The following is a 23,880-nucleotide window of genomic DNA, read 5'->3' on the forward strand; positions in this document are numbered from 1 at the left end:
TTTAATTATTTTTCTCGTGGCTGGCCCGCTCAAGTTCAGTGATCATACCGGCCATAAGCAAACTATCCTGAGTGCTAAGGGTGTCCTTGGTCAATAAAACTTTCAGCGCTTCCCTGATTTCCAGAGTCCTTCGAAGCCTGCTAACGGTTGTTCCTATTTTATTGAGACCGCTTTCCACCTTTAACAGTGCTTTTTTCTCTTGCGGGGCTTTCTTAGATTCCATTCTCAGGAGCGTAAAGCATAAAAGGGTAGAAATGCCCAGCAGTATGACCATAAGAGAAAAAACAGGCCTGGGATATCTTTTAAAGAATCCGGATAAGGAGGAGGAGATCTGCCCGATTAGACCAGAGAACTCATTTTGGAGTGCTGAAAACACGGTTATCTTTTTCATTGGAATGCATTTTTTTCTGTTGTTGAAATATCCCTGTTCTCTAATGTCTTCCATCTGGTAATCAGCACCGCATGGGGATTATTGTCCGATCTGATTTCAAGATCGATAAGACTTCCTTCAGTGATCAGTGAACGGGTTACGCTGGAGCTTCTTCTGTCTATCTTCTGGGTACCATAGTAGCGGAAATACATTCGTTTTTCATCCAGAAAAATAGAATCGGTACGGAGCGTGAGTACAGCAGATGAAGAGAGGATGGAAGAGAAAAAACCTTTTTCTTTCAGGTTATTGTACTGAAGGGCACCGCTTTCATCCACCAGGTACATGGCCTGCTTCATCTGGTATTCGATAAACTTCTCATCGGGCACAAGGGAAAAGAAAAGGGAATGAAATTTTGCGATATGTGCGCGGTATTCTGCAGCTCTGTTTAATTGCACATCGGTCTGTTTTGCAAGGATCGGTGTGCCCGATGGGTCAAGGATATAAATACTCTTTCTGGAATCCCTGACATAGCCATAAGCAAAAAACGAAACAGTAGCCACTATAGCAAAACAGAGCACAAAACTCCCAAGGGAGAGGAAGGTAGCAAGACGGATCTTGGATTCGATACTTTTTATCATCATCATCCTATCCTCCCATCATGTGTCCTGCAGCCCTGGTCATGCTTGATGCGCCTCTTCCCATGGAACTGGCCGCCGAAGATACGCCCGAGGTAGACACTATCCATGTTGAAATGCTCGGCACGGTGAGCATGGTAAGCGCCCCGATGATAAAGGTTACGATCACCATCCCAAAGGAAAGAACCCCGTTACTTGCAAACCAGCCCAGTTTTTCAAGGCTCGCCCCGCCTGTCCCAACGAGTTCCTGATACCGGGTAATTTCTGCTTCGAGCGCATAGTGCTGGAAAAGGGAAGCTACATACATCACCAGATACGCAATACCTGAGTACAGGTTAACCGAGATAAACCTGGCGACCCAGGTTGAAAAGGAGTCCCTGAAAGCCGGCAGAATAGATACAGCGACTGAAAAGGGGCCTAGAATGATGAGTATCGTGGAAAAGATGATCTGGATAATAAAAATAATATAGGTACAGATCCTGAGTATCCAAATCGCAAGCGTTTCTAAAAGTGAGGTAGCTAAAAGCTGCAGCCCCACCTCCAGCCGGTTTCTCATTTCAACGATCGGGTTCCAGACCTCAGAAAAGCCTTCCTTTACCGAAGACTTTACAGATTCCCATGCATTTTCATACCAGGTATCCGCTTCTGTCTTTGCTGTCTGCGTCTCGGCCTGAATTTTATAGAGCTGATCGGAAACCTCTACCATGAGCTTCGCCCGCTGGAGCCTGAGGTCATTGATCTCTGCCTGGCTGCCATCGAACATCGCCGAGGTCTTCTGCTCAACCACATCGGTCGGATAGGCAAGGACCCGGGTAAAGATGCTCCACCATAAAATCACCATGGTCAGACCGAACGGACGGAGTAGCGGCATAATTTCAAGCTGTTTATCACCAGAAATCATTTCATAGCTCTTGATGGCAAAAAAGATGAGCATAAAAATTGCCGCCAGTGCCTGTGCATCTGCAATAAAGGCATCATAATGAGTCCAGATCGTACTTTTCATCTCATGCAAAAAGTGCATCATCCCCTCTTCATACACGCCGTTCCCCTGAAGAAAATTAAAAGTGTCCTTGAACGAATCGGGCACCGCCTGCACGAAAAAACCGGCAGTGCCGGTCATCATATTTAAAATATACATGGTTTACAGTTTTGATTTTTTAAGAATATCGTTGGCAATCTGGATATCGCTCTTTGGTGATGCTGGTCTTGGAACTTCACCGGCCCGTAACTTCTGGGCAGATGAGCGGATAGCGAGATAGGTTTTTGCCCTGGATTTCTTAGTTTCCCAACTTGCCGAGAGTTTCCTGAATTCAGATAGCATCCTGTGATAGGCCATTATCCTTGATCCCCGGTCTACGGTCGTTGACCTCGCGATTTCGAGCCTTTCAAGAAGTGCACGGCTTTCTTCGGTGTACCATTCCAGCAAACCTGAAGAGATCATATACTGTTTTTCAGTGGGCGAAAGGCCGGAAAGCATGTCAGCATCCGCCTGGTTTAATAAGCTATCAAACTCATTGCGATAATACATCAGCCACAGAGGGTCCGCAAATGCCAGATCCGAAGAATAAGTGGAAGCCTCGCTCAAAGCGGTATTGCGCAGGGTATCGGCATGCAGTTTATAGATATTATCGGTGTTCTGCATGGCAGCTGCCAGCATCAGTCGCTGCGTTTGTGGTCCGAGCGGGCCCAGTGGCCTTAAATCCGTTTTGGGATAATTCGGGTGAAGTGCCCATGTAATCCAATACTGCGGATTAAGCCCCAGAAAACCTGGGTTAGGCGTGAATTTATCCGCATCCCATTGCTTGAAGACCATGCGTTCCTGCTGGTAGGTGATGTGTTTGTCGGTAATCTTCTTCTGAGCGCCCACTACCCATGAGAGCAAACAGAGCAAAAGAAGCAAAAAAGATTTTTTCATGGTTTTAAAAATTTTGATTTGAATAAAATATCATTGCTGAGGCGCAGATCCTGATCGATAAAGCCCTGATAAGGATTAAGCGAACGGAAGACCCCGTTCATTTTTGCCCAGTACATGGATTTTTTCATGCTGAATATCAGCGCGCGGATCACCCGTAATTCCAGCGCAATTTTCTTAAGCAGCGCATCCCGCTTTTCAAAATCCATCAAAACGTCCTCCCCCTCTTTGAGCACAAAAGCAGAGACCTGTGAAAAAAGGCTTATGCCCCGGTCCTTTACCTGTCTGGAAATATCTTCTGCAAAAAGCAGTAGATGGGGATCTGATTTGGCTATAGCGATCATCCCGGCACTTTCCGATGAAATCTCGGCAACTAGCGAGCTGATCTGCTTAACTGCGATTGCACTTTTAAGGCCCTCGTCAACTTCTCTTAAAGAAGATAGGATTAAAGACTGTACCATTACCATAGCGCCCAGGTTGAGGTTAATGTCCGAAAGGCGGTTGTTGATCGTATTCAAATAACTGCCATAGGTGTTCTCAGCTGCCAGGCGAACTGCGCCGTTTTCATTGACGATATTAAAATGCCCGCGATCGAAGATAATCCGCTGTCCAAAACAGAAGATAGAATTTAGCATAAATCCAACGGCGAAGACGGCTTGTTTAAAGATTTTGTTCAACATATATTGTTTATTATTTCTTTATATTTGGACAACGCAATCAGCATGAACCAAAGAAAAGACGCACTGATCGATATACTCAAAGAGAAATACGAGTATGAGAATGAGCGGAAAAGATATTATGATAATGTCATCAACCTGCCAATTTCTCTCTTAGCCTTTATTATAACTGGCATATATTTTATTGTTACAGAGAGCAACCAAACTACCTGGTTTAATACAGCAAAACCCTTTATAATTTTCCCCCTATTATTTAGTTCAGTTATCAGTATGTTTTTCCTGTTTAGGGTTTTCTTTAAACGAAAACGGAAGTATAGTTCATTTCCAAGTAGCGAAACCGTTTTTGATGACTATCAAAAACTTTTAAACTGGCATATTATCAATTCGGCCCAAGGCAATAACAATTCTTTTAATGAGGATTTTGATGATTTTATCATTGAATGGTATAGAAAATGTAATAAAAACAATACTACAGTAAATGACGAAAGAGCAGCTGATTTTCACGCCTCTAAGATGTTTATCGGCTTATCCTACGCACTTGGTATCATGGTATTTATTATGTTCTGTGCAATTAAGATAAATCCGGCACAACAGCCTGAAAAATCACTTAAGGTTGAAATAATAGGCCAAAAAGAAAATAAGCCTCTCAAACATTAATCAAGAAATGAGCGACAGCGACATAGAGCAGAACGACGAAATTAATTCAGGTTCAGATAAACCTGTGCCTTCAGCGGTAAGAATGGAACATAGGTCGAACATAACATTCGAAACATCTTATTCATCTGGAATGTCTTTTGACAAATTATTACAGCAGTCATCTGATGATCTAGATATGCCTAGGCCAACTTCACGAAAAGAGAATTATCAAGAGCGACTATTCGCTCTGAATATGATTCTTAGAAGAAAGGAAAAGAGACTTAAACTTGTGATTGCTATTCTATCGATAGGCTGGCTGCTGACAATTGTCTATCTGATTATTAAAATAAAGCTGTAGATTCATATTAAAGTAAATCCTAATGAGCGCTGAGGAAAATAATCAAGACGAAACTTCTACCAGTACCAGAGAAAAACCAATTGCTTCGGGTGTAAGAAGCGAATATAGGCATTACGAAGGCGATGAACATTATGCACCAATTGTTTGCGAGTCTAAAGTATTCCCTTCCAAGGATGAAAACGACAAGCCAATGGCTACTACTGGCTCACGTCTTATTAAATGGATTATTTTTCTAATTGCACTAGCTCTTGCTGCATATTTCATGAGCAGGTAATTTCCATTCTGATATAACGCACTAATTTAAAACTCAAGAAATGATTATCAATCCGGACGAAATAGAAGATACTATCCCAGAGGCAAACGGAGAAAAACCGATTGCTTCCGGTGTCCGCAGTGAATATAGAAGAGGGGGAGCGCGCAAATGCCATAAAATGGCCACCCAAAAGCGTAAGAAACGGTTAAGAAAATCTGGCCGCGTTAGTCAGCATTCACTGGCAAAAATTAAAAAAAATCTTTCATCTGTAAAAAAGGCACATAAATTACGCCTTAAAAAGATCCAGAAGATTAAGGCAAAAAAAATACGAGCCTAAATTTGTTTCCAACCTTTGCCTGAGAATCTATTTCAAACTTTTTAATCTGCCCAGAACCTCATCTACCAATTTTTTATCGGTATTGATAAATCCTGAAAAAGGGTTCAGGCCCTTCAAGACCTTTTTTCTGGAAGAATATTGAAGGCTTACTGCAAGTCCCCTGGAAGCTCCTGATATCAGGCGGAGCTCAGTGAGCACATGGGAAAAAAGCATTTTCCGGTCGCTTTGCTTCATCTGGTTGATGTCTTGCATTGATAGGGTGAGTCCATATAGAAAATTCAGCAACGCATAAGCTCTATTCCCCATGTCCATCTCTGCCTGTATGGCCAGAATAGAAAGAGCGGGATCATCCATGCATAAATCATAAATTATTCCCTGGCTCTTGGCAATATCACTGATTAGTGGATAAGCCTCAAGACCGATCTGCGCTGCATCAATTGCCAGCCCAAGGGTCCTGAACCTCGACTGAAAATCCCTGTATTTATCCTTTAGTCTTATCATCAGGGTCTTGTTCGCCTCCTCAGTAATAGTAGATTCCGCCTGCCTGTCTCTGGCGTCCGACTGTTTTCCGTGTTCGGTTTTGCTATCTCCAACAAGCTGGTGCAAGAGTCCAACATTCAATTGCGCATAGCTTTGAGCTGAGAATAAAAGCAAAACAGCAACAACTATTAACCTTTTCATTGTTTGAGCATTTTCGCATTCCTGATGATATCGTCCGCAATGCGTTTATCGATATTGATATACCCACTGTACGGATTTAGGGAATTCAGTACACCTCGCTGTTTCGCCCAGTACATTGTTCGGTACATCCCGTAAGCCACGCCTCGGAGGATGGTCAGTTCGGTTACGATCCTATTGAGCAGTTTGGCCCTCTCCCCGGAATCCATCAGCGCCTCCCTTCCGTCTTTTAATACAAAAGAGCTAACCTCGGCTGCAAGATTTATAGACCGTGCTTTAAATTCCCTGGCGCCACCTTCGGCAAACAGCAATAGTACAGGATCACTTGAGGCGATATTTACTGCTTTATTTACATCGATGACGATATCCTGGGAAATCTCATAAATGTCTTTTACCGAAAGCAGAGACCTCATCACGCCAGAAACTTCAGACAGTCCCCTGTAAATAGTGGACTGTAGATCGTTTACGATTCCCAATTGCCCGGTTACCGCCAACTGCGCCCTTTGCACAACGGTCAGGTTATCGCTGGTTCGGGACAGGCCGCTGCTGATGACCCCGGCATGGGCAGCGGTGGCCGCTGCTGTTGTTGGATCAACATAGATCTGCGCAGAGGCAGATAACGATAACAGACCAAATAAAAAATAGATGAATATTTTTGGCATGATAACAAAGTTTAAATGGTGGATAAATTGACTTTTTTGACAAATTCAGCAAGCGAAAGCCCGCTGGATCTCATATCTGCGATGAATGCCTCAAGACCTGCAGGATAAGAACCAAATCGCTTGACATAGGATTCAACGGCAGTCTTTTCGGGCTTTTCGGTGGTGAAGGTCAGATATTGAAACATCGATACTTCTACCCCATAGACCTCACCGGTACTTCCGCGCTTGATATACACTTCCTTGAATTTCCCCCTACCGGCTTTATTTTCCAGGGCATTGATGGTAAAAATCTTGCGCTGCTCCACCTCACTCAAGGAAAGAAGTTTTGCTACCTGGGTATAATCCCCCCTGAACTTTGACTGGTCCATCAGACAGATGGTATCGGAACTGGCCAGAATGGAATCCTTGATGACCGCATTTCCGATAATATCGCCGAGTTCCTGAGTCACCACAATAGGCTCGCCCCAGAATTTTCTCATCGTTTTATAAAGGTAGAGGATGTAATTTGCCATTAAAGGAGAGGCAATTGCCTTCCATGCTTCCTCTAAAATCATTGCTTTCCGCTGCCCTGTGCGGTGCCTCATTTTCTGGAGGACCAGATCCATAATCACCAGGGTTACAATTGGAAATAATACCCGGTTTTCCTTAATCGAATCGATTTCATATACGATAAAACGCTGGGTAAAATCAGAAAAATCAGCATTTTCGTTGAGCAGTCTGCCATACTCTCCCCCGAAAGAGAATTTTTTAAGTACATAACGGTACTCATCCAGATCGAAACTGATCTTCTCGTTCTCCTTGATCTCTGCGATCTTATCAAGTGAATAATAATAGAAAGAATCAAAACATAGCGCGAAATCGGCCTTCCCCAAAAAGAAATCTGAATAGTAGGCCGAAAGTACATTTGAGAAAACCGTATCCTCAATCTGCGAAACGGTGCCATCTGCTCCTTTTAAAAGCAGGCCGATCAGTGTTTTCAGGAAATCCTTTTTTTCAATGTTATACTCTGCTTCAGAGATAAAAAAGGGATTCATTGTAATCGGATGTTCCTCGGTGTAAGTATAATACTTTCCGCCAAAGTAATTGCAAAGCCCGGAATAAGAGTGTCCTACATCAACAATCACGATATCGTAGTTATAGAGCATATACTGTTCGAGCAGACTGTTCATAAAAAACGATTTCCCGGTGCCTGAACTGCCCAGAACGAATTTGGATCGGTTGGTAATCCTTCCGCTATCCATCGGAAGATCCGCAAGGTCCACGCCTACCGGAATTCCCCTTCTGTCGGTAAAGCGCATCAGGAAATCCGAAGGCTCATCCTTCATCAACCGCTCTTTATAGAACAGGCATAGCGCCGCGTCCGCGGTAGTCAAAAACCAGTCGTATTTTTTCAGTCCCACCGCATTACCCGGCAACGCGCTTCTGAAGAGCTCCATCTGATTGTATGCATTTTTAGAGGGAATGATTCCCTGCTGAAATAGCGAAGCCTCAATAAAATTACAGCTGGTATCTAAAAGCTGAAGTTCGCAGCAGACCAGTAAAGAATAATGGGCATTAACCAGCAGCTGATTTTCCCTTGCCACATCTATAAGGAGCTTATCGATATCTTCCACACACATCTGATTGGCCGGATCCGGAACGCCCGAATACCGCTTTCGCTTTAGCTGCAGCTTGCTTAAGGTCAGGCTCTGCGAGGGAATTTCAATTAACTGGTTATAGATAAGGCTATGAATCCCCGGAACCGAGGACAAAAAAGAAAGATTGTCCATTGGAAATTCCTGAAGCCCTTTGCCGTTGCTGGTCGTTAAATATGGCCCGATAGATTCGGGCATGTCGATGGAGTCAATATTGACCAGGCTCATGCATCGGATCGCCTTCTCGCCAATACCAATTTCAGTATCCCCGGCCCTTAAGTTGTTTAGCGAAAAATGATCTGAGGAGAAATCCATGGCCAGCATCCGCGATACATAGCGCTCTATCTCAGCGCGCGAGAATAATTTTGGTGATAGCGATGCGCCTTCTAATAGTTCACAGACTTTAAAAATATTTGATACAAAATCCAAAAGCGCTTTCTTGTCATAAACATACATTGCCCTCCGTTTAACCTGACGGGTAATAATCAGATAGCAAGCGTGATCGATATATGCCCGCCCTGAGAAATGCTCATCATATTTCTGCTGCAGGGGCTCAGCTTGCGCTTTAGCCTGATATATTTTTCTGGCAAATACATCCTTTTTCTGGAGGATATACCCTTCTCCCAGAATTTTAATCACATTTAAGAGCAGATGGTGAAAGCCTTGATAGTCGTCGGGGTCTGCAGAATAGATAAGTACGGGATTTTCGATGGAAATGATGACCGAAAAATCGCCCGACTCACCGTACAGAATAGAAAGTCCGCTTATTTCTTCAATTCCGGCATAAGGCAGTTTAAATTCCTGTTTTCCCATAACCCCGCCTTAAATAAATACCGTGAATGAATATCCCCCTGGACCTGTTCTTATCATGAAGACCGGAGGACTGCTTGAAATGAGTATAGAAGAGGCCGCCGGCTATTGAAACAATGGTGACAAAGCCGCCGATATACATATTCACCAATGCACCGGTTAATCCTCCCAAGACCAGCCCAAGGCCTAATGAAGATATGCCATAGGCAATAAACTTTCCTTTGAAGCCGCGGTAGACAAGGGGCTTCTGCAGCCCCTTGTAAACTGGATACATTTTCATGCTATACGCCAAAAAATGCCTTGATTACTACCGATACCAGAACCAGAAAAAGACAGGAGCCACCCCAGCCCATAATTTCTTTATTGATGTCCTGATCTCCGGAGTTCCATTTGATGTACACACGTACCCCGCCGATAATACCTACCACGGCACCAATAGCAAGAGTGAGCGTAGAAACAGGATCTATATAGGACGTCAGCGAAGAAGTCGCTGCATTGATTCCCGTTGTTCCCCCGCCTGTCTGGGCGGAGACTGCCTGCGCCAAACCTATTAGCGTGGCCAATGACAAAAGTCTTTTATTTTTTACTGTCATATAAAATTGATTAAAACGGAATGAAAAATATTTTTACAGCCTGAAGAGACCTCGCAGGAATACGCTGATGAGCGATAAAAACAGGCAGGAAAAGAACCAGCCCATAACCTGCGCGTCGATGTGGTGCTTGCCCATCTGCCAGTTGGCATACACCCTTAAGCCCCCGAGGATTCCTGCAATTGCGCCGATGACCAGTACCAGGTCAGAAAGCGAAAAATACCAGCTCTTCACCTCTGCCGATGCGGAATAGAACTCTGAGATTCCGGGCTGGGCATTGTCAGAAAAAGCAGAGAGCAAAAAGTGAGCAGCTATTGCTGCTTTAAAAACAAAAGAGAAAACCCTCATAGATTTAATACGGTATTGCCCGGGTATGTTCAATGAGGTTGTCCTTGGCAAGCGAGAACAGCTGCTTTAAGCCTATGCCTCCAGTGGAAGAGACCGGACCGCTTGAGATAGCAACTGCTGGCTTTTCCTCTTTCACGGAACCCGCGACAGCTTCCTGTGTTTTCTCTTCCAGGGTGATCAGCTCCGGGCTGAAGGTCTCGGCAAAAAAATGCTCATCTTCAGAGTTTTCCTCCGTCGAAATCTTGGGAGATAAAAACAGATCAAAGAATAAGTTGAGTAAATAGTAAAGGAGATAAACAGTAAAGATTGTGGTCAAAAAATCAGTCCAGCTCATGGGTCATATTTTTTAGGGTTTGAGAAATGTATTCGTTTAGCCAGGGATGGCTTTTTAGAAAGCGGTCAAGGGAAAAAACAATTACCCTGCTCATATCAATATTAGAAGCGCTCTTTAGCTGCCTTAATTTGCTCATCGTGCGCTTATCGATCCTAATCAGGATTTTCTCCTGCCCGTCCATATTGAATTCCTGCAGTGAGGACAGGAAGTCGGAAAGACGCTTGGGGTCCACGGCCACTGTTTTTGCTTTCGGTTCATTACGGACAGGCTTTCCTTCTGCCTTAGTGCCGGGAGATTTTTGAGATAAGCCTTTCTGCTCTTCGAGCCTTGTTTTGAGCTGATCTGCGAGAGACTTAATTTCGCTCATGGTGATTTACCTTTCTTCATAAAGCTTTCGTAGACAAATTCCATTGCCGGCATAAAAACCGGTATCAAGGGCGCCGGGATATGTACAGTTCCCACCCGCTGAAAATCAATACGATCAGAAATGCAGGGTGAAACTTTCCCAAACCTGGATAGTACCCTGTCCACCTCTTCCCTGGTTTCATACTTTACGGTCGTTTTGATCCTGTTTGGCACATATACGACCGGAGCGAAACTGTTAATCTCTCTGCAGACCAAGGAAAAGATCACTGTACTATCCACCGAAAATTCATCATAATTAAACGGGCAGATGATGAGTTCCGCTGAGCTGATAATGGGAATCAATAGATCATCATCCATTTTACCAGGAAGATCAATGAGCACAAACTCGTCCCGGTTTTGGTTCAATAGCTCTAAAAGCGCCGGAAAATATTTAAGGTCTGAAGGAATAACTTCATAAATGGGATCATTCTCCAGGATCTTTGCCTTCTCAAATTTACCGGAAATCGATGCCTGGTAATCCATATCCAATACTGTAACTTTCTTTTTTTTGAGTATAGAGAGATAATAGGCCAATAACAGACAGAGCGTGCTTTTACCGGCACCGCCCTTCTGGTTTCCGATTAGTATAACCATAAGCGTAAATTTTAACGTGTATTTGTTCTTGCCTTTTTCTGCCGCCTTCTGTTTCGCCCTAGAATCTGCTCATCATCAATATCATCAGAGATATCAAATCCAAAAGATAAATCAGCTATAGAAAATCCTTCCGATGATTCGCTAATCAGGTCAGCCGCATTTACATCAGCCGGCGCAGATAGCAACATCTTCTCATCTGGAGCGAAACGATTTTCACAATGACTAGTCTTGACTTCCGAATCCTCAGCTGGTAACATCTCAAGCTGAAAACTAGGAGTAGTTTCCATAAATTTGCCAAGCGACATAATCTCGCTACCTTTGAAAACATTTTTTCCTGAATGGTCCAGAATGGTGTAACCATATGGAGGCTTGTCATTTTTGAAATGGAATACAAACTGCAGACCAAATGAGCTGGAAAGCTTCTCACAAAGAAGTGATGAATAGCCAAGTACCCTGCCCTCCCCCCCGCCCGCAAGCTTTTCCTTAAGGGGATAAACCCTCGAATCAGTGATCGGTCTATATTTCTCAAAGATCTGTTTCAACTGCGACCGCCGATCCTGAGAAGAATTCCCCATTGAAATATGCTCATCGATCCTTGATAACGCAATGCTTCCAAGCTGCTGGCCAAACTTTGAAATCTTATAAATCCCGTCTACTGGAGCAATGGCATACCCATGCTTTTCTAGAATCAATAAAAACTGCGCATGTGTAGAAAAGCGGTATTGGAGTGCTTTAGACAAAACACTTTCAGCATTTATTTCCTCGTCCTTGCCAATTAGCTTATTAAGCACTTTATAGGCCCTGATCTTTTCATAGCTGTCCGAAATCTTTTTTCCCTCATGGTCAATTCTAGAAGATACCATATGAATATGATTGTTCCTGGTATCCTTGTGAAAAATAAGAAGATAGGGTTGATCACCATATCCCATCCCTTTTAGCCAACGCTCCGCTAGGGTAACGAGTTCTTCTTTGCCCAGGGATCTTCCCTTAGGAGATATCATAGCATGGAACTGCGGATATACTACCCTACGGTTTCGGGCAGCTATTGAAGACAAGTAATTGATATAATCCTGAGGCTTTACTTCCGATAGTCCTTCAAGGGCACCAAATCCGGAAACTTTCAAAAGCTCTCCCTTATTTTTCTCTACCTTATTGGTATTGTACCTAACCGCTCTAAATGTTTTAGACTTCCAGAGGATTTTTACGATCATACCTTATCCCTTTAAAAGTCTGAGCAGCGCGCGCGTTGATTTCTCCATTTCCCTGAACAGGAAAATATAATCGGAAAACAGCTCATTGAATTTCTCGATCACATCATTAGAGAGCATCCCACGTTTATTTAGGAAGTTGGCATGCCGGGCTAACTGATTGATGTTATTGCCAGACCTTCCGATCTCAGCGCCAATGTCATCGAGGCTTTTCATAACCTCAGATGCATTTACTTTAATCGATAAAGAAGATGAATTCAATAGCTTAACGCGGAGAAAATCACTCTCTTTCAATCCCAATGATACCCAAAGCGAGCGGAGCAGGGCATATTCCGCTTCGCTGACCCTGGCCTTTATGAACTTTGTTCGTTTCCCCTCAAGCTTTAAAGGTCTTCCATTCTTTTTCCCGGTCATATCAAATGATTAAATGGTATCCTCCCTAAAAGAAAAAACTAGTTGCGACGTTTTTTCATCCCGCTCGCCCCCTTTGGGCGAAAAAAAGCGGGCAAGTTAAAGGGTTTTTGAGCAACAAAAACACAACTTGCAGGCTCAAAAACGAAAACATCCCTACATCAACCTCAGGTTAACTAGAGCATAAAATCCTCCCTTTTGCTTGCCTGTAGAAACAGCTCGCAAAACAGAGGAATTTTCGGGTTATCTTTTTAGCTGAAGTGGTCTATCAAGGTAGTCGGATTTATCAGGATTTCCCGTACCTTTAAAGTCAGCGTCTTATCTAGCTTAGCATATTCAAGATGAATATGACCGCGCCGAGATTTTTAGGTTTATCTACATAGCACAATATTCATACACGACCACTGTAAAATGCTAATAGGACTAACAAGCTATTGTAAATAGCATATCGCATTAACCGCTGCGAACGCTAAAGACTTTTCAGGACGAGACACATGCAGATATAGGCATATAGATATATCAATAAACCTATACAACTAAAAAAGATAGATCTTGATTAACATATTTGCATATATAGAAATCAACACTCACCGATATAGTGCTATGTAAATATATAAGTATCTAAATGTGTAACGACATAGTAAGGAACAATCTTGCCATTAATTATTGAAGCAATCCCTGGCTTCTCATATACCTATATTTATATAAGTAATAAAATCCCTGCTCATCACTGGCATAATTGTAGCTTTAGTAAAACGGTTATTAAAAGTTAAAACAAAAAAGGGGCAAAATGCCCCTTGCAAAACTTATCCCGCCAAACCCTGGGGCAGTAAGAAATTTATATAAAATGCGGAACTACTCACGTCAGATCCCCCGATCCGGGCCATAAGGCCTGCCAGTGCGCTTTCACCAAGTTGACGTTATCTCAAGGCTTCGCAGAATTTCCGGCTTTAGGCCGGATAATGTATCATTCCCAAATGTCAAAGACCAATCGTTTTGTTGGTCAAAATTCATAAGGAAAAAATTAGAGATTTGACACTTCAGCTAAAGTGCCTGCAATTGTTGTAAAAAATTTAATCATTCATAAGCATAAAATCACCAGAGCGACCCTACACCGAGCTGATTACATTCAGTGGCGTTTTGCCTTTTTAAAAGCCAAATTTTGGCAAAGGGGAATGAATTCTGCGCGAGAGTTCAATGGCGGAAAGCACCGCGCAGCACTTTCCCGTCCCCATACCTTTAAAAGAAGAGAGTTCGGACAGGCTCAATAGGGAAAGCTTTTGCAGATCACCACCGGCGCTGCAAAGCAACTTTTGTGCTAACTCCACTGCGCTTGCTTCCCTACTTCCCGATCCGATAAGCTCCTTTGTTTCCAGCGCCTGTGCGCCAAGTTCAGCCAATCTTTCCCTTGGGCGCAAAGCAGGATCCCATCCTTCTATTCCGCTTTGTCCTTTCTCCTGCTTCGGTTGCGAGAAAAGGGCATGGACACTGCATGCTTTATCTCCGGCGTGAGCCGCCGAATGGAGCAGGGAAGAAAACCCGGAGATCAACCACTCAAAATCATCCATAAAAACAGCCAGCCTTCTGGTGGTGAACGAGCCATCATTCTCCAGCTCCCGCTTTGTAATCTGGATATAATTGCTGCCAGTACGGGCAACCATAAAATCCAAAAAGAAGCTTCTCTTGCCGTAAGAAAAAGCTTCGCCTGCAATTGTTCTTTTTTCCATAACAGATACAACTAAAATTAGACATAAGGCCTATCCAGGCCCCTTTAACTATCACAGTTCCAAATTTGCATTTTGAGTTTTATTTAGTCGGTTGTATTTTTAGGTATCGGATTTAACCGCTTGTAAGTCGTATATAGATTTGATTTACAGGCCAAAAACTTAAATAATCATGGGAAATCAGATAAAAGAACAAAAATACTGCGCGTACAGCAAATGCGGGAGAAGTTTTGGGGGAAGGGCCGGCAAAATCTATTGCGGTGACCAGTGCCAACGCAGCAGGCAGGGAAAAGAAAAAAAAAGACAAATGGGAAGAACCCGAACATTTCGGGCAGACCAACCGCATCATCATGCGCAACTACCAGATCTTAAAACCATTATGCAACGAAAAAGGCTACCCGGTCAGCAACGGGAAACTGCGGGATGAGGGATTTGAGTTTGATTTATGACCAGCATTTAGGAAACGGAAGAAGGCCTGAGACTGACTAGGTGCTATGACTGCGGCTGGATTCAGCTGCCTGAAAACAAAGTCCGAATCTATCTTGTCCCGCTGCTAATGGTATTGGGCATAGCAAAAGCGAAAAAACATCAAAAATAAACAATACCACCGTTCTGCCTGGGGCCTAGATCGATATTGACCGTAAGCTTTTGCATATTACTCAATCATAGGGGGGTATCATTTTTATTGCAAAACATAAAATAATGCTCAGCACTTTATGGCAAGATTGCAGGTCAAAAAAATAAGAACAACCACTTAGCTCCATACACCTACAGCAGTAAAAGACTATTATCTCCACTTTGGAAGAGACTAGGAACAACTTCATGAACTTAATTCAGAACTCGAAGAGCGCATAGAGCGCAGAGTTATCGAACTTGCCGGGAGCTTAGAGCGTTTCCGGACCAGGGCAGAAGGAACAGCGCTGCTTATCTTGGTGGGGAATGAGGACAATAACCGAATATATTTCAATAAACGCTGGGAAACGGTCACCGACAGAAAGATGGGGAGCTGTTGCCCAAGGATTGGGTAGACCTTAGTCATCCTGAAGAAAAGCAGCAGTTCATCAACCCTTACATGGAAAGTTTCCAAAAGCTAAAATTTTTTATAGCGGGTTTCTTATGCCTGATAGTAAAGGCGAAAACCGCTGGTGTTATGCCAGTGCCCTCAAAGGTTCCGTTCCGACTGATCCATACAAAAGGAGAAAATACAACTCAGAAAAGATTAGGGACAATGAACAGGTAACCATTAAACCCGTGTGCAAAACTGCGGCAAACAAAAATCCTGTTTTCCAGTTTAAAACTAAAAGTCAAGATATGTTAGCAAACAAAAAACCAACCGATATCCAAAAATTCATTGAAAAATTTGAGCCTTCAAAATTCAAAATGCTCTCGCGGGGCATTGAGGTACGCGGAATTAAAGACCTAAACAAGAGCATCAGCTTAGCAAAGGAGGTCATAGAAAAGTTAAAACTAAGACTGGTCATCTCCCACAGCGCCGAAATGGCGATGTACGGCAGCTTTGAAGTGATTTATCCGTAACAACAACACATAAAAATGCATTCTTAACATCAGACATTCTCATCAGCCTTTTCCTTAAACATTCAGGCAGGAAAATCTGGTCGAGTACATGAAAAAGGTTTTAAAAGGATGCACTCGGTGGTAATGCTTTTAGGCGCAGAGACTAAAGACTCGAGATCGCGCAATAAAACATTCGGATCAATAAATGGAATTTTGCAGGGACAAAAAATCAAGCCCCCTCATCTGCATCTGGCCTGCACATACTCCTTACGGTTATAGCAGTAATTTTACACAGCATTAAATCCTTATCATGCGCCGTAAATCCGGCGAGAGGGATCGTCTGCCTGCCACCCTGCTGATCTTAATCATCAGAATGCTAATTCAGCATATACGGTATTCATACTTGAACATGCCGTATAATTTTTAATGGTTACCTCACGAGATACTCATACAGAAGAATTTATTTTCTGTTGGCTATCTTTACGATGTTAAATCAACGGGACGATTTAGATGAAACGTGAGCCTCACCTACAGTGGGGCTCCGTTTGTTTGACAGGACAGCTGTACTAATAGCTTCATTTATTCAAAATCATGAAATTACCAGATGAGCGTAAAGGAATTCTTACTAACCTGCGATAAGCTGAACATAGCGAAGATCGCAATCGCAATGTACCCAACCAATGCCTCGGCCGCTTCTTACCTAAAGAACAAATTAAATGGTACGAATGGAAGGTCCTTCACCGAAAAGGATGCTTTTAAAGCGATTAGGATTCTACATTCGCTAGCGGCGGAAATCAAAAACATCACCCTGTAGACCTTCGGGTTGCGAGTGTTGCGCTACCTATCGATTAGGCGTTTGCTTTTCGCTCACGAAACGTTTTTAGTTGAAGAATTGCGATACTGAAACAATTCGCCAAATGTCCCTGAGATAACTAGTTCTCGCTTTACATCGGCGAGGGCCCTGATCAGCTTTTGCTTAATTTTATCTGACAACCCGCGGGGATCCAATTCTATCACCTCAACGAGGTTTCTTTTGAGCATAAAAACCTTGCATTGAAGTGATGTAGTATATCCCAATCTTATCACCAAATGATCTACTCATACACAAAACCTTGAATAAAATCTTATTTGTTGCATATATAGCTGCAAACAGAGGAAATAAAAAAAACTAAGCTCCCAAATATTCGCAAATCTTTTATCTTTCAGAGGTTGAATTTCTCAATTAACTAACTCAGGATTTTAGGTTCATGATAGTGCACGTGATTCTATTTTACAAGTTTTGTAATATCCTGTTATGGTAACATTGCAACTTTACTCAAATCCCCAAATCAGGTCTTCCAACGCTAAATGTTCATTGCCCAAAATGTCAATAACACCCGTTTAAAAAAATATTAATTTACCTTCCTACCCCGATAAATTCTTTTTCCCCGCTTAGAAAAGAAAGTGCCCACTTCGCTACATAAATAATACCATTCGTGAACGCCATAATTTGCAGCATCTGACACGCGTTTATGGCCCCGGTCCCAAAACCGCAATCCGTCTACATTCATAGCTTCAAACACTTCAGTTGTTGTTATTTATTTGCGGGTTGCCGTCAGCGAAGTTTTTTATGATTTTTCAAGGAGTGTCCGACCAGTTTTACCTCCAAGGTTAATCAACTGACATTAGGAAGCGAAAAAATACAATTTTCAAAACCGACACTTAAAAATTTATGTTTATTCTTAAATAAAACGACCTATGAAATGACACCCGTTTACAAAATTAAAGTCCCGAAAGCGACCTACGAACAAATTCTCTTACCGATTGCCAATGAATTAGAACTAGAATTATCAGCCAAATATAAAAATGGTAAAGTAGTGGTTTTCATTGAAAATGATTCTATAGCACGCACCCTTAAATGCGTTCTTATACGAAAGATTGATGATTATGAAGTGGTGCAGTCAGCATTTTCAAGAATGCAGAATGCAGCACTAGACTAAATGACTCCGCGATCACTATCATCTGGGGAAATAAATAAATAAATCGTTGTCCCCATATAACTGCGCTGGCCAAGATTGCGGCAAGCCGGATCGTGACATGTTTCTAGTTCATCTCGTTTCGGTCCGAACCTTCAACTCTCCTTAATGCGCAGCGCAGGACATGAACGCAAACAAGCTCTTGATGGTATCAAGTAATGCTGCAAAACGACCAACCAATATGAAAGGCGCAAAGGGGATTGTAGCAGTCATTTTCCTACCGGATAAATAAATCGATTAAAAATAATAAAAACATTTACTATGCCCATCTGTTAATAACCCGGTCCCGGAGTGGTGCCCGGGATACATTAGTTTGGTTAGTTGATAAGGGACGCCCTGAGGCAGTCCCTTTCTTTTTAAATGTCCTTCTGATGGGAAATAGTTGGATGCAAAAGCGTATAATAGGTCTCTTTAGACTCTAGCACAACGTTAAATATTGCGCCTTTACCATTCCCAGGGGGAGATAATAATAACCATTCTTGCTATCTAAAACCTCAAGGGCGAACGTCCCAACAGCCAAGGGTCTACGACCTAGAAAACTGGGATCAAATGACCGGCAATTGTGATGCAAAATCCGGGAACGGGCTATTGCCCCAATTGGAAGACATATCAATCTCTGAATAATTATTTCCCATCCGCCATTTTGTTATAAACCTATTCAAAACATTGATAAGGACCTGTGAGCTGTAAGGAAAGCGAAAGAGGTGATCTACCCGACAGGGCCCATTGAACACTGAAAACGCCGGAAGAATCAGCCATTGGTAAAAAATAGGCGAATAAAAGACAGCATCATAAATTCATCTGGTCAATTCAATTCTAAAAGAGTTGACTGATAGCGAATAGAAAAACCATTTTCAGAAATACGACCATCGAATTTTCAAACTTACCTGTCCTTTGAACCCGCCCAATCAATGGGCATTAGAGGAATGCTTATCTTTGAACCTGAAAGACGCTGGAACATAACTGTTTTTTTCGGAAATATAAGCGACAATCTTTGCGCTCATTTCATCCAGATACTTGGTGTAGCTCACATTCTTCCTTCTTCCAATGGAGATAAATTTGCGATATGCCACGCCCAGATCTACGTTTAAGCTTTGCTCCAGCCAATGTACCACATCGGCGATCTCCAGCTTTCCGTTGTTTACAGCACCGGAAAGAAAAATCCCGTAAGCAAGTTCCACCAGCTTGATCTTTTCATCCGTCCATTGAAGTTTTCGCCGCAACAACAATACATCAGGTGGAAGACTCATTTCAGGCCGGATGTAGATCAGCCCGATCCGTTCTATAATGTAGTCCTCCAGTTTTTCAAGCGCCCTGAATCTGGCAAAATTATAATCCTGATTTGTAGAGAAACCATCATCAAAAACAGCAATTATGCCAGCTCCCGCAACATCCGGCGACAGGACATCTAAATTCTGGCGAAGAAAAAAAGCATCATCCATAGCCTCTTCTTCCCGCTGATAATAATCATACAAAAAACGATGCTGCGAATAAACACGCTTAATAAAAGCAAGCTCAGCGAGGTAATAATCCTTGACCAGATCATCTGTCCCGCGAGGTATAGCCGAAATCAGATTAAAGCGTTCTACTTCATAAATGTAAAGCATATAGAACCGCGGCTTAACGAACTTGAAAAACATCACCTCATCCCGGTCCGTAATAAAGCCATCAGTAATGGCGCGCTCCCTCAATTCCTTCAGCCCTTTTGAAATTACAGCCAGCCGAGCCGGATAAAATGCAGCGTCATTCCCCAGCGCGATTAATTCATCTTCAAGTGTAGCATACAAGTGATCAAAAAATTCAGTATCCATAAATAACATATTTGATTATCAATCCAACCATTGACCTAGGTCAATCCCCTTTTTTAACATGTTCAGTAAGGCATGTTTTAGCGATAGGTAGATATCGCCATTGCTGTCAATAGCGCTATGCCAATATCCATCAATGTCTCGCTCACCAATTACCGTTCAAACGGGAGCCCTAAATTATTGCTGCAGGAACTTAAAGCTGACGCTATTTTATGCTGGGCATTCAAGCTGGCTACCAACTTCTCGTTATAATCCTTAAAACCGGAATAAACCCACGAACAGTCCCGGCTCAGTTCAACCTCGGCTACAAATTCACACGTTGCCGCCCTGCCCGCCTTGTCATGGTCAAAATATAATTCCACAACATCAAACTTAGCTGCCCTTGCTTTGGCGGTCTGTAACAGAGAGAGCGAATTTAAGACCAGGATCGATGCAGGATCTTTCGCGTGCTCCACCCTCCAGCTCAAAAAATCAAAATATCCTTCGAACACGCAGAGTCTTTTGGCCGACCCCTCCAAAAAACTTACTCCTTTATGCCCAAGGCATCCTTTGAAATATTTATTCCTCACCTCCCATCCCCCATTCTCATTGGGCCAGCCCGCAGCAAAAAAGTTGCGTTGCTTGTTTTTACCATCCAGGACAGCATAGTAAAGCTCATAAAGATGTCCCTTCGCAACCCTCCCAATCCCCCTGCTGTCCAGATAAGCGCTTATCGCCGCATTTGTCCCCAGTTCTTCCATCCGCTCGACCGAATAACGGGGAATCTTTGTTGGCCTGCGGTGATCAACCCGGTGCGAGGCGATATTGACTGCGCCAGCTAAATCAACCTGCGCATATTCTACAATTTTATGCAGGACTTCAGGAAACCCTGAAGGATACCAATAGGCAAGCCCAAAATCAATTACGCTACCGCTCCTGATTCCGGACACTCCAGGTCCGCCATGATCAAACCATACCCCTAGTTCATCATTGACGCATAAAGAAGCCGTATATTCCTCGCGCAACATACTCAGAAAAAAATGTTCGCCACCGGAGACCTTCTGCGGGGTGAAACCCAGGTTCTTTAACAACTCCAGCAGCGAGACTTTCTCCTTGATCTCATTTACATTTAAAAAAGCAGACATCATCATTATTGTTTAGAATTTAAGCATTGGTTTCAAAATGCCAACCGGCAAAGACCCCTCAGCACTATTAACAGCCCAGCACTTGCAAAGCCACATTCCAAAAATCTTAAAGCCAGATGATAAGCCTTGACACTATCAATAAAGTGTCCCCGAAAAAACCGGAGCTCATCTAACCCGAGAATGATGTTAAGTATAATTTTCCATAGCTATCCCTACTCATCCCATCCGCGATGCCAAATACTAATACACCTCCTCCAGCTCATGCTCACCTACAAGACGAACGCAATACAAATTTTCAGCTTAAAAAGCATCCGGTCAAGTGGCCATAGGGTTGCGATAAACCGCAACCCCGAGGGAGTGAAAATAAAGCACGCAGAAAGCATGATAAGCTAAGACCAGAAACATGGTCAGGTTTATCTTTCGTCACGGTCATGCGAGGTTTTGCGTAAGTCAAACCCTGTTTTGCATAATAAATTTGGTCAGTTTAAAAAAAACGCGCTTATTTAAATACAGCGCAACCCTTGAATATGGAAGATGAACTTGGAAATATTTATCGCCTTTACCAATCTGTTGCTCCGCTAGCCGACCTGAGTGTAGGAAAAGCAAACGAAATTCTTGAAGCGTTAAAAATAACAACCAACCAGATCCATGGTCAAATCCAATCTTTCCATGTACCGTTTGCAGAGCATAATAGCGGGTTACTGATCTCGCGTTACCAAAGATCATTATACATGCTGGCAAACAGCATATGGAAAGAAATCGAAGACCTAAACTCATCACAAGTGGCCCCTTCACAGCTAAGCCAACAGTTCCTCAAAAAATTTTCAGATGAGCTCATACAGCTCATCGGGGAGATAAAGAAGTTTTTTCCTGATGAATTTGATAGCCTATATCCCGCCCCACTGGATTATCTTCACAAAGGGGCGGCACAGTTAAATCAAAAACTCAACAGGCTTCGCCCCCCGGCCTCAACAGCAGAAGAAAAAGAACTACTATCCATACTAAACACAGCCGTCAGTTACAACAGCCTCAAATCAATGAAGGCAGGACTGTTTCACCTGGAATTCCTCGAAGACCTCATAGCAGCCATGACCGGGATTATAGATGCAAGCGATGATAAAATACATCGATGGACGAACATGATGATTGAATTCGGTTTCAACTCCCCGGCATTCTATAGCTATTGCTGCATGGAAATCATAAAAAAACGTGATGACTGCAAGGACATGATGGAAAGCTACGGTGAATTGTACTGGATCAAAAAAAGGTTACAGCAATTGGTTTTATGGAGAGGGGTGCCTTTCCATTCAACACTTCCCGGCATCAAAAGCTCACTACTAAACTTTGTTGAGGCAGAAATCGCCCACCTTCAGAGCCTGGAAAAAATCGGCGGCGAGCTAGCCGGACACGGTCAGCTCAATGAAAACTTCAGGGTTTCCTTCAGCGTGAAAGAGCTGGCCTACTTTATCCATCTCCAGGTGGAATGCGGTATCATACTCGAAGAGAAACCAAAAAGAATACACCAGTATGTGATCGGACATTATAGCACTCAGGAGACTGATAAGATTTCAGAAAAAAGCTTTAAGAATGCCAGCTATTCCAGATTACCGAATAATGTGAGTAAGGTCATCACGAAACTCTCCCAGATGCTTGCCCGGGCACAGGATGACCTATAGCGCTTAAGCTGAGATCAGGTGGATGAGCCCGTTGCGCTCCAAAAGGCTGATGAGTTCAAAGTACCAGCGTTCGCTGTAATCCTCAAAGCCGGATACAACCTTAAGATCAGTGCGAACAATCTCGCCCAGACTGGAAAAGCCCATCAATTTGCTCCTGAGCAGAAAAGTCTCAGTAACCGGCAGCTCACTTAAGGGAACAGATAAAATAATATAATTGGGTTGTTGCAGATTTTCCTCCATAAAAAAGCGCGGGTTGACCTAACGCCTGCTTCAGAGGGCCGCAACGCCCCACAACACAAGACAGAAAGGCACCCACGCATGTCGTAGGCAACCAATCTATTTTTCCTGTGTTGTTAGAAGTGTTGCGGATTTCTGAAACAGTCAAATAGCTATTGCTACTATATCTTACTACTATTTTTTCTCTTGTTTTACATAATAGCGCAAATATAACCGATTTATCAGTTAATTTCCGGATTAAAAATCTGGACAATCAAGGGTGGCCCCGGGTTGCGGCTTCTGCCACTTGACAAGCTGAAAAAAGGCGCTTTCTTTGAGATAAAAACAATATGGACAAAGAAAAATTTTTACAGCAGATGGGCACTGATCCGGCTATATCGGTAGGACTCGCCGCATACATCAGGTATGTACTCGAAGAAGAAAAATTCCTCGCAAAAGACCGGATATATCTTTACATGAGCGAGCTAAATACATTGAGCTTCCTGTATAAAGGCAGCGCCAGGCTTTACCTTGAACAGGAAGACAGCAAAGAGGAAATCACCATCATGTTCTATCTGGAAGGGGATTTCCCGCTCATTGAACGGAATATGAAAATATATCCCGGCACGCGGCTGGCTCTGGAATTCTTAGAAGATTGCATCTTGCAGCTTATCCCCGATAAACATATCCACAACCTTTATAAGCTTTTCAGGGAATTCCATCAGATCCAGATCAAACTCAGCGCAGCGCTCATGCGAAAAATGCTTTTGCACCAGCTCAGGCAGAACCAGCTCAATGCAGACGAGCGCTATAACCAGTTTTTAAAAGACTACCAAAAGATTGCCCTACTCTGCGAACAGAAAAAAATTGCATCGTTTTTAGGGATCGATCCAAAAACACTAAGTCGTTTAAGGGGCAAAAATGCAAAATGGTAACATTTGTCACCCCCA

Annotated in this window: 30 protein-coding genes; 10 read left to right on the forward strand and 20 right to left on the reverse strand. The window is 43.0% G+C overall.

Going from position 1 to position 23,880, the window contains the following annotated elements; genetic code table 11:
* Position 1: 1 nt before the first annotated feature.
* The 5 genes from IZT61_RS04380 to IZT61_RS04400 are packed head-to-tail and all read right to left on the reverse strand — an operon-like array spanning position 2 to position 3,597.
* Positions 2–391 (reverse strand): hypothetical protein, encoded by a 390-nt coding sequence (locus tag IZT61_RS04380; protein WP_196099979.1) that lies wholly within the window; start codon positions 389–391, stop codon positions 2–4.
* Positions 388–1,014, reverse strand: coding sequence for a conjugative transposon protein TraK (traK, locus tag IZT61_RS04385; RefSeq protein ID WP_317193181.1), 627 nt, complete (start codon positions 1,012–1,014; stop codon positions 388–390). Before traK ends, IZT61_RS04380 begins: the two co-directional genes overlap by 4 nt.
* 1 nt (position 1,015) lies before the next feature.
* Entirely contained in the window at positions 1,016–2,143 is a 1,128-nt protein-coding gene (locus tag IZT61_RS04390; protein WP_196099980.1) for a plasmid transfer protein, read from the reverse strand.
* Positions 2,144–2,146: 3 nt separating this feature from the next.
* Positions 2,147–2,920 (reverse strand): hypothetical protein, encoded by a 774-nt coding sequence (locus IZT61_RS04395; RefSeq protein ID WP_196099981.1) that lies wholly within the window; start codon positions 2,918–2,920, stop codon positions 2,147–2,149.
* On the reverse strand, positions 2,917–3,597 hold the full coding sequence (locus IZT61_RS04400; protein ID WP_230383845.1) for a hypothetical protein: 681 nt from the start codon (positions 3,595–3,597) through the stop codon (positions 2,917–2,919). Before IZT61_RS04400 ends, IZT61_RS04395 begins: the two co-directional genes overlap by 4 nt.
* Before the next feature lie 42 nt (positions 3,598–3,639).
* Between IZT61_RS04400 and IZT61_RS04405 the strand changes: the two genes are divergently transcribed.
* Genes IZT61_RS04405 through IZT61_RS04420 form a run of 4 tightly spaced genes read left to right on the forward strand, consistent with a single transcriptional unit; the run spans position 3,640 to position 5,178 of the window.
* Positions 3,640–4,251 (forward strand): hypothetical protein, encoded by a 612-nt coding sequence (locus IZT61_RS04405; protein ID WP_196099982.1) that lies wholly within the window; start codon positions 3,640–3,642, stop codon positions 4,249–4,251.
* Positions 4,252–4,258: 7 nt separating this feature from the next.
* The gene (locus tag IZT61_RS04410; protein ID WP_196099983.1) at positions 4,259–4,588 is read left to right on the forward strand and encodes a hypothetical protein; all 330 of its coding nucleotides are present in this window, start codon (positions 4,259–4,261) and stop codon (positions 4,586–4,588) included.
* A 22-nt stretch (positions 4,589–4,610) separates the two neighbouring features.
* Positions 4,611–4,862, forward strand: coding sequence for a hypothetical protein (locus IZT61_RS04415; RefSeq protein WP_196099984.1), 252 nt, complete (start codon positions 4,611–4,613; stop codon positions 4,860–4,862).
* A gap of 40 nt (positions 4,863–4,902) precedes the next feature.
* Positions 4,903–5,178 (forward strand): hypothetical protein, encoded by a 276-nt coding sequence (locus tag IZT61_RS04420; RefSeq protein ID WP_196099985.1) that lies wholly within the window; start codon positions 4,903–4,905, stop codon positions 5,176–5,178.
* A gap of 27 nt (positions 5,179–5,205) precedes the next feature.
* On the opposite strand, the gene IZT61_RS04425 is transcribed toward IZT61_RS04420, so the two are convergent.
* The 12 genes from IZT61_RS04425 to IZT61_RS04480 form a co-directional block, all read right to left on the reverse strand.
* Positions 5,206–5,859, reverse strand: coding sequence for a hypothetical protein (locus IZT61_RS04425; RefSeq protein ID WP_196099986.1), 654 nt, complete (start codon positions 5,857–5,859; stop codon positions 5,206–5,208).
* Positions 5,856–6,518 carry a hypothetical protein gene (locus IZT61_RS04430; protein WP_196099987.1) on the reverse strand — a complete coding sequence of 221 codons (663 nt, stop codon included), beginning with the start codon at positions 6,516–6,518 and terminating at the stop codon, positions 5,856–5,858. The genes IZT61_RS04425 and IZT61_RS04430 overlap by 4 nt, the downstream gene beginning before the upstream one ends.
* Before the next feature lie 11 nt (positions 6,519–6,529).
* Positions 6,530–8,791, reverse strand: coding sequence for a TraG family conjugative transposon ATPase (locus tag IZT61_RS04435; RefSeq protein WP_230383846.1), 2,262 nt, complete (start codon positions 8,789–8,791; stop codon positions 6,530–6,532).
* A gap of 154 nt (positions 8,792–8,945) precedes the next feature.
* Positions 8,946–9,242, reverse strand: a complete 297-nt coding sequence (locus tag IZT61_RS04440) for a DUF4133 domain-containing protein (protein WP_196099989.1) — start codon at positions 9,240–9,242, stop codon at positions 8,946–8,948.
* Position 9,243: 1 nt separating this feature from the next.
* Positions 9,244–9,525 (reverse strand): DUF4134 domain-containing protein, encoded by a 282-nt coding sequence (locus IZT61_RS04445; protein WP_449582151.1) that lies wholly within the window; start codon positions 9,523–9,525, stop codon positions 9,244–9,246.
* A gap of 63 nt (positions 9,526–9,588) precedes the next feature.
* Positions 9,589–9,900: a DUF4134 family protein gene (locus IZT61_RS04450; protein WP_196099991.1), complete on the reverse strand. Its 312-nt coding sequence runs from the start codon at positions 9,898–9,900 to the stop codon at positions 9,589–9,591.
* Between the two features lie 4 nt (positions 9,901–9,904).
* Positions 9,905–10,234 (reverse strand): hypothetical protein, encoded by a 330-nt coding sequence (locus tag IZT61_RS04455; RefSeq protein ID WP_196099992.1) that lies wholly within the window; start codon positions 10,232–10,234, stop codon positions 9,905–9,907.
* Entirely contained in the window at positions 10,221–10,601 is a 381-nt protein-coding gene (locus tag IZT61_RS04460) for a hypothetical protein (protein ID WP_196099993.1), read from the reverse strand. Before IZT61_RS04460 ends, IZT61_RS04455 begins: the two co-directional genes overlap by 14 nt.
* The gene (locus tag IZT61_RS04465) at positions 10,598–11,233 is read right to left on the reverse strand and encodes a ParA family protein (protein WP_196099994.1); all 636 of its coding nucleotides are present in this window, start codon (positions 11,231–11,233) and stop codon (positions 10,598–10,600) included. Before IZT61_RS04465 ends, IZT61_RS04460 begins: the two co-directional genes overlap by 4 nt.
* Before the next feature lie 11 nt (positions 11,234–11,244).
* Complete coding sequence (locus tag IZT61_RS04470; RefSeq protein WP_196099995.1) at positions 11,245–12,444, reverse strand: relaxase/mobilization nuclease domain-containing protein; 1,200 nt, start codon at positions 12,442–12,444, stop codon at positions 11,245–11,247.
* 3 nt (positions 12,445–12,447) lie between these two features.
* Positions 12,448–12,855: a plasmid mobilization protein gene (locus IZT61_RS04475; protein ID WP_196099996.1), complete on the reverse strand. Its 408-nt coding sequence runs from the start codon at positions 12,853–12,855 to the stop codon at positions 12,448–12,450.
* A gap of 1,145 nt (positions 12,856–14,000) precedes the next feature.
* Positions 14,001–14,579, reverse strand: a complete 579-nt coding sequence (locus IZT61_RS04480) for a UPF0758 domain-containing protein (RefSeq protein ID WP_196099997.1) — start codon at positions 14,577–14,579, stop codon at positions 14,001–14,003.
* A 257-nt stretch (positions 14,580–14,836) separates the two neighbouring features.
* On the opposite strand from IZT61_RS04480, the gene IZT61_RS04485 reads away from it, so the two are divergent.
* The 4 genes from IZT61_RS04485 to IZT61_RS04500 all read left to right on the forward strand — a co-directional run bounded on the left by IZT61_RS04485 (position 14,837) and on the right by IZT61_RS04500 (position 18,070).
* Complete coding sequence (locus IZT61_RS04485) at positions 14,837–15,025, forward strand: hypothetical protein (protein WP_196099998.1); 189 nt, start codon at positions 14,837–14,839, stop codon at positions 15,023–15,025.
* An 862-nt stretch (positions 15,026–15,887) separates the two neighbouring features.
* Entirely contained in the window at positions 15,888–16,112 is a 225-nt protein-coding gene (locus IZT61_RS04490; protein WP_196099999.1) for a hypothetical protein, read from the forward strand.
* Positions 16,113–16,695: 583 nt separating this feature from the next.
* The gene (locus tag IZT61_RS04495) at positions 16,696–16,905 is read left to right on the forward strand and encodes a hypothetical protein (RefSeq protein ID WP_196100000.1); all 210 of its coding nucleotides are present in this window, start codon (positions 16,696–16,698) and stop codon (positions 16,903–16,905) included.
* A 928-nt stretch (positions 16,906–17,833) separates the two neighbouring features.
* A complete protein-coding gene (locus IZT61_RS04500; RefSeq protein ID WP_196100001.1) occupies positions 17,834–18,070 on the forward strand; it encodes a hypothetical protein in 237 nt (78 codons plus the stop codon).
* Positions 18,071–19,014: 944 nt separating this feature from the next.
* Here IZT61_RS04500 and IZT61_RS04505 read toward each other — a convergent pair.
* Entirely contained in the window at positions 19,015–19,917 is a 903-nt protein-coding gene (locus tag IZT61_RS04505) for an RteC domain-containing protein (RefSeq protein WP_196100002.1), read from the reverse strand.
* Between the two features lie 149 nt (positions 19,918–20,066).
* Positions 20,067–21,044, reverse strand: a complete 978-nt coding sequence (locus IZT61_RS04510; protein WP_230383847.1) for a toprim domain-containing protein — start codon at positions 21,042–21,044, stop codon at positions 20,067–20,069.
* Between the two features lie 521 nt (positions 21,045–21,565).
* Here IZT61_RS04510 and IZT61_RS04515 point away from each other — a divergent pair.
* Positions 21,566–22,714: a hypothetical protein gene (locus IZT61_RS04515; RefSeq protein WP_196100003.1), complete on the forward strand. Its 1,149-nt coding sequence runs from the start codon at positions 21,566–21,568 to the stop codon at positions 22,712–22,714.
* 3 nt (positions 22,715–22,717) lie between these two features.
* Here the strand turns inward: IZT61_RS04515 and IZT61_RS04520 are convergent, their stop codons facing one another.
* Entirely contained in the window at positions 22,718–22,954 is a 237-nt protein-coding gene (locus tag IZT61_RS04520; protein ID WP_196100004.1) for a hypothetical protein, read from the reverse strand.
* Positions 22,955–23,280: 326 nt separating this feature from the next.
* On the opposite strand from IZT61_RS04520, the gene IZT61_RS04525 reads away from it, so the two are divergent.
* Complete coding sequence (locus tag IZT61_RS04525) at positions 23,281–23,865, forward strand: Crp/Fnr family transcriptional regulator (protein ID WP_196100005.1); 585 nt, start codon at positions 23,281–23,283, stop codon at positions 23,863–23,865.
* The last annotated feature ends 15 nt before the right edge of the window (positions 23,866–23,880 follow it).

The organism is Pedobacter endophyticus, from assembly GCF_015679185.1.
GTDB lineage: Bacteria > Bacteroidota > Bacteroidia > Sphingobacteriales > Sphingobacteriaceae > Pedobacter > Pedobacter endophyticus.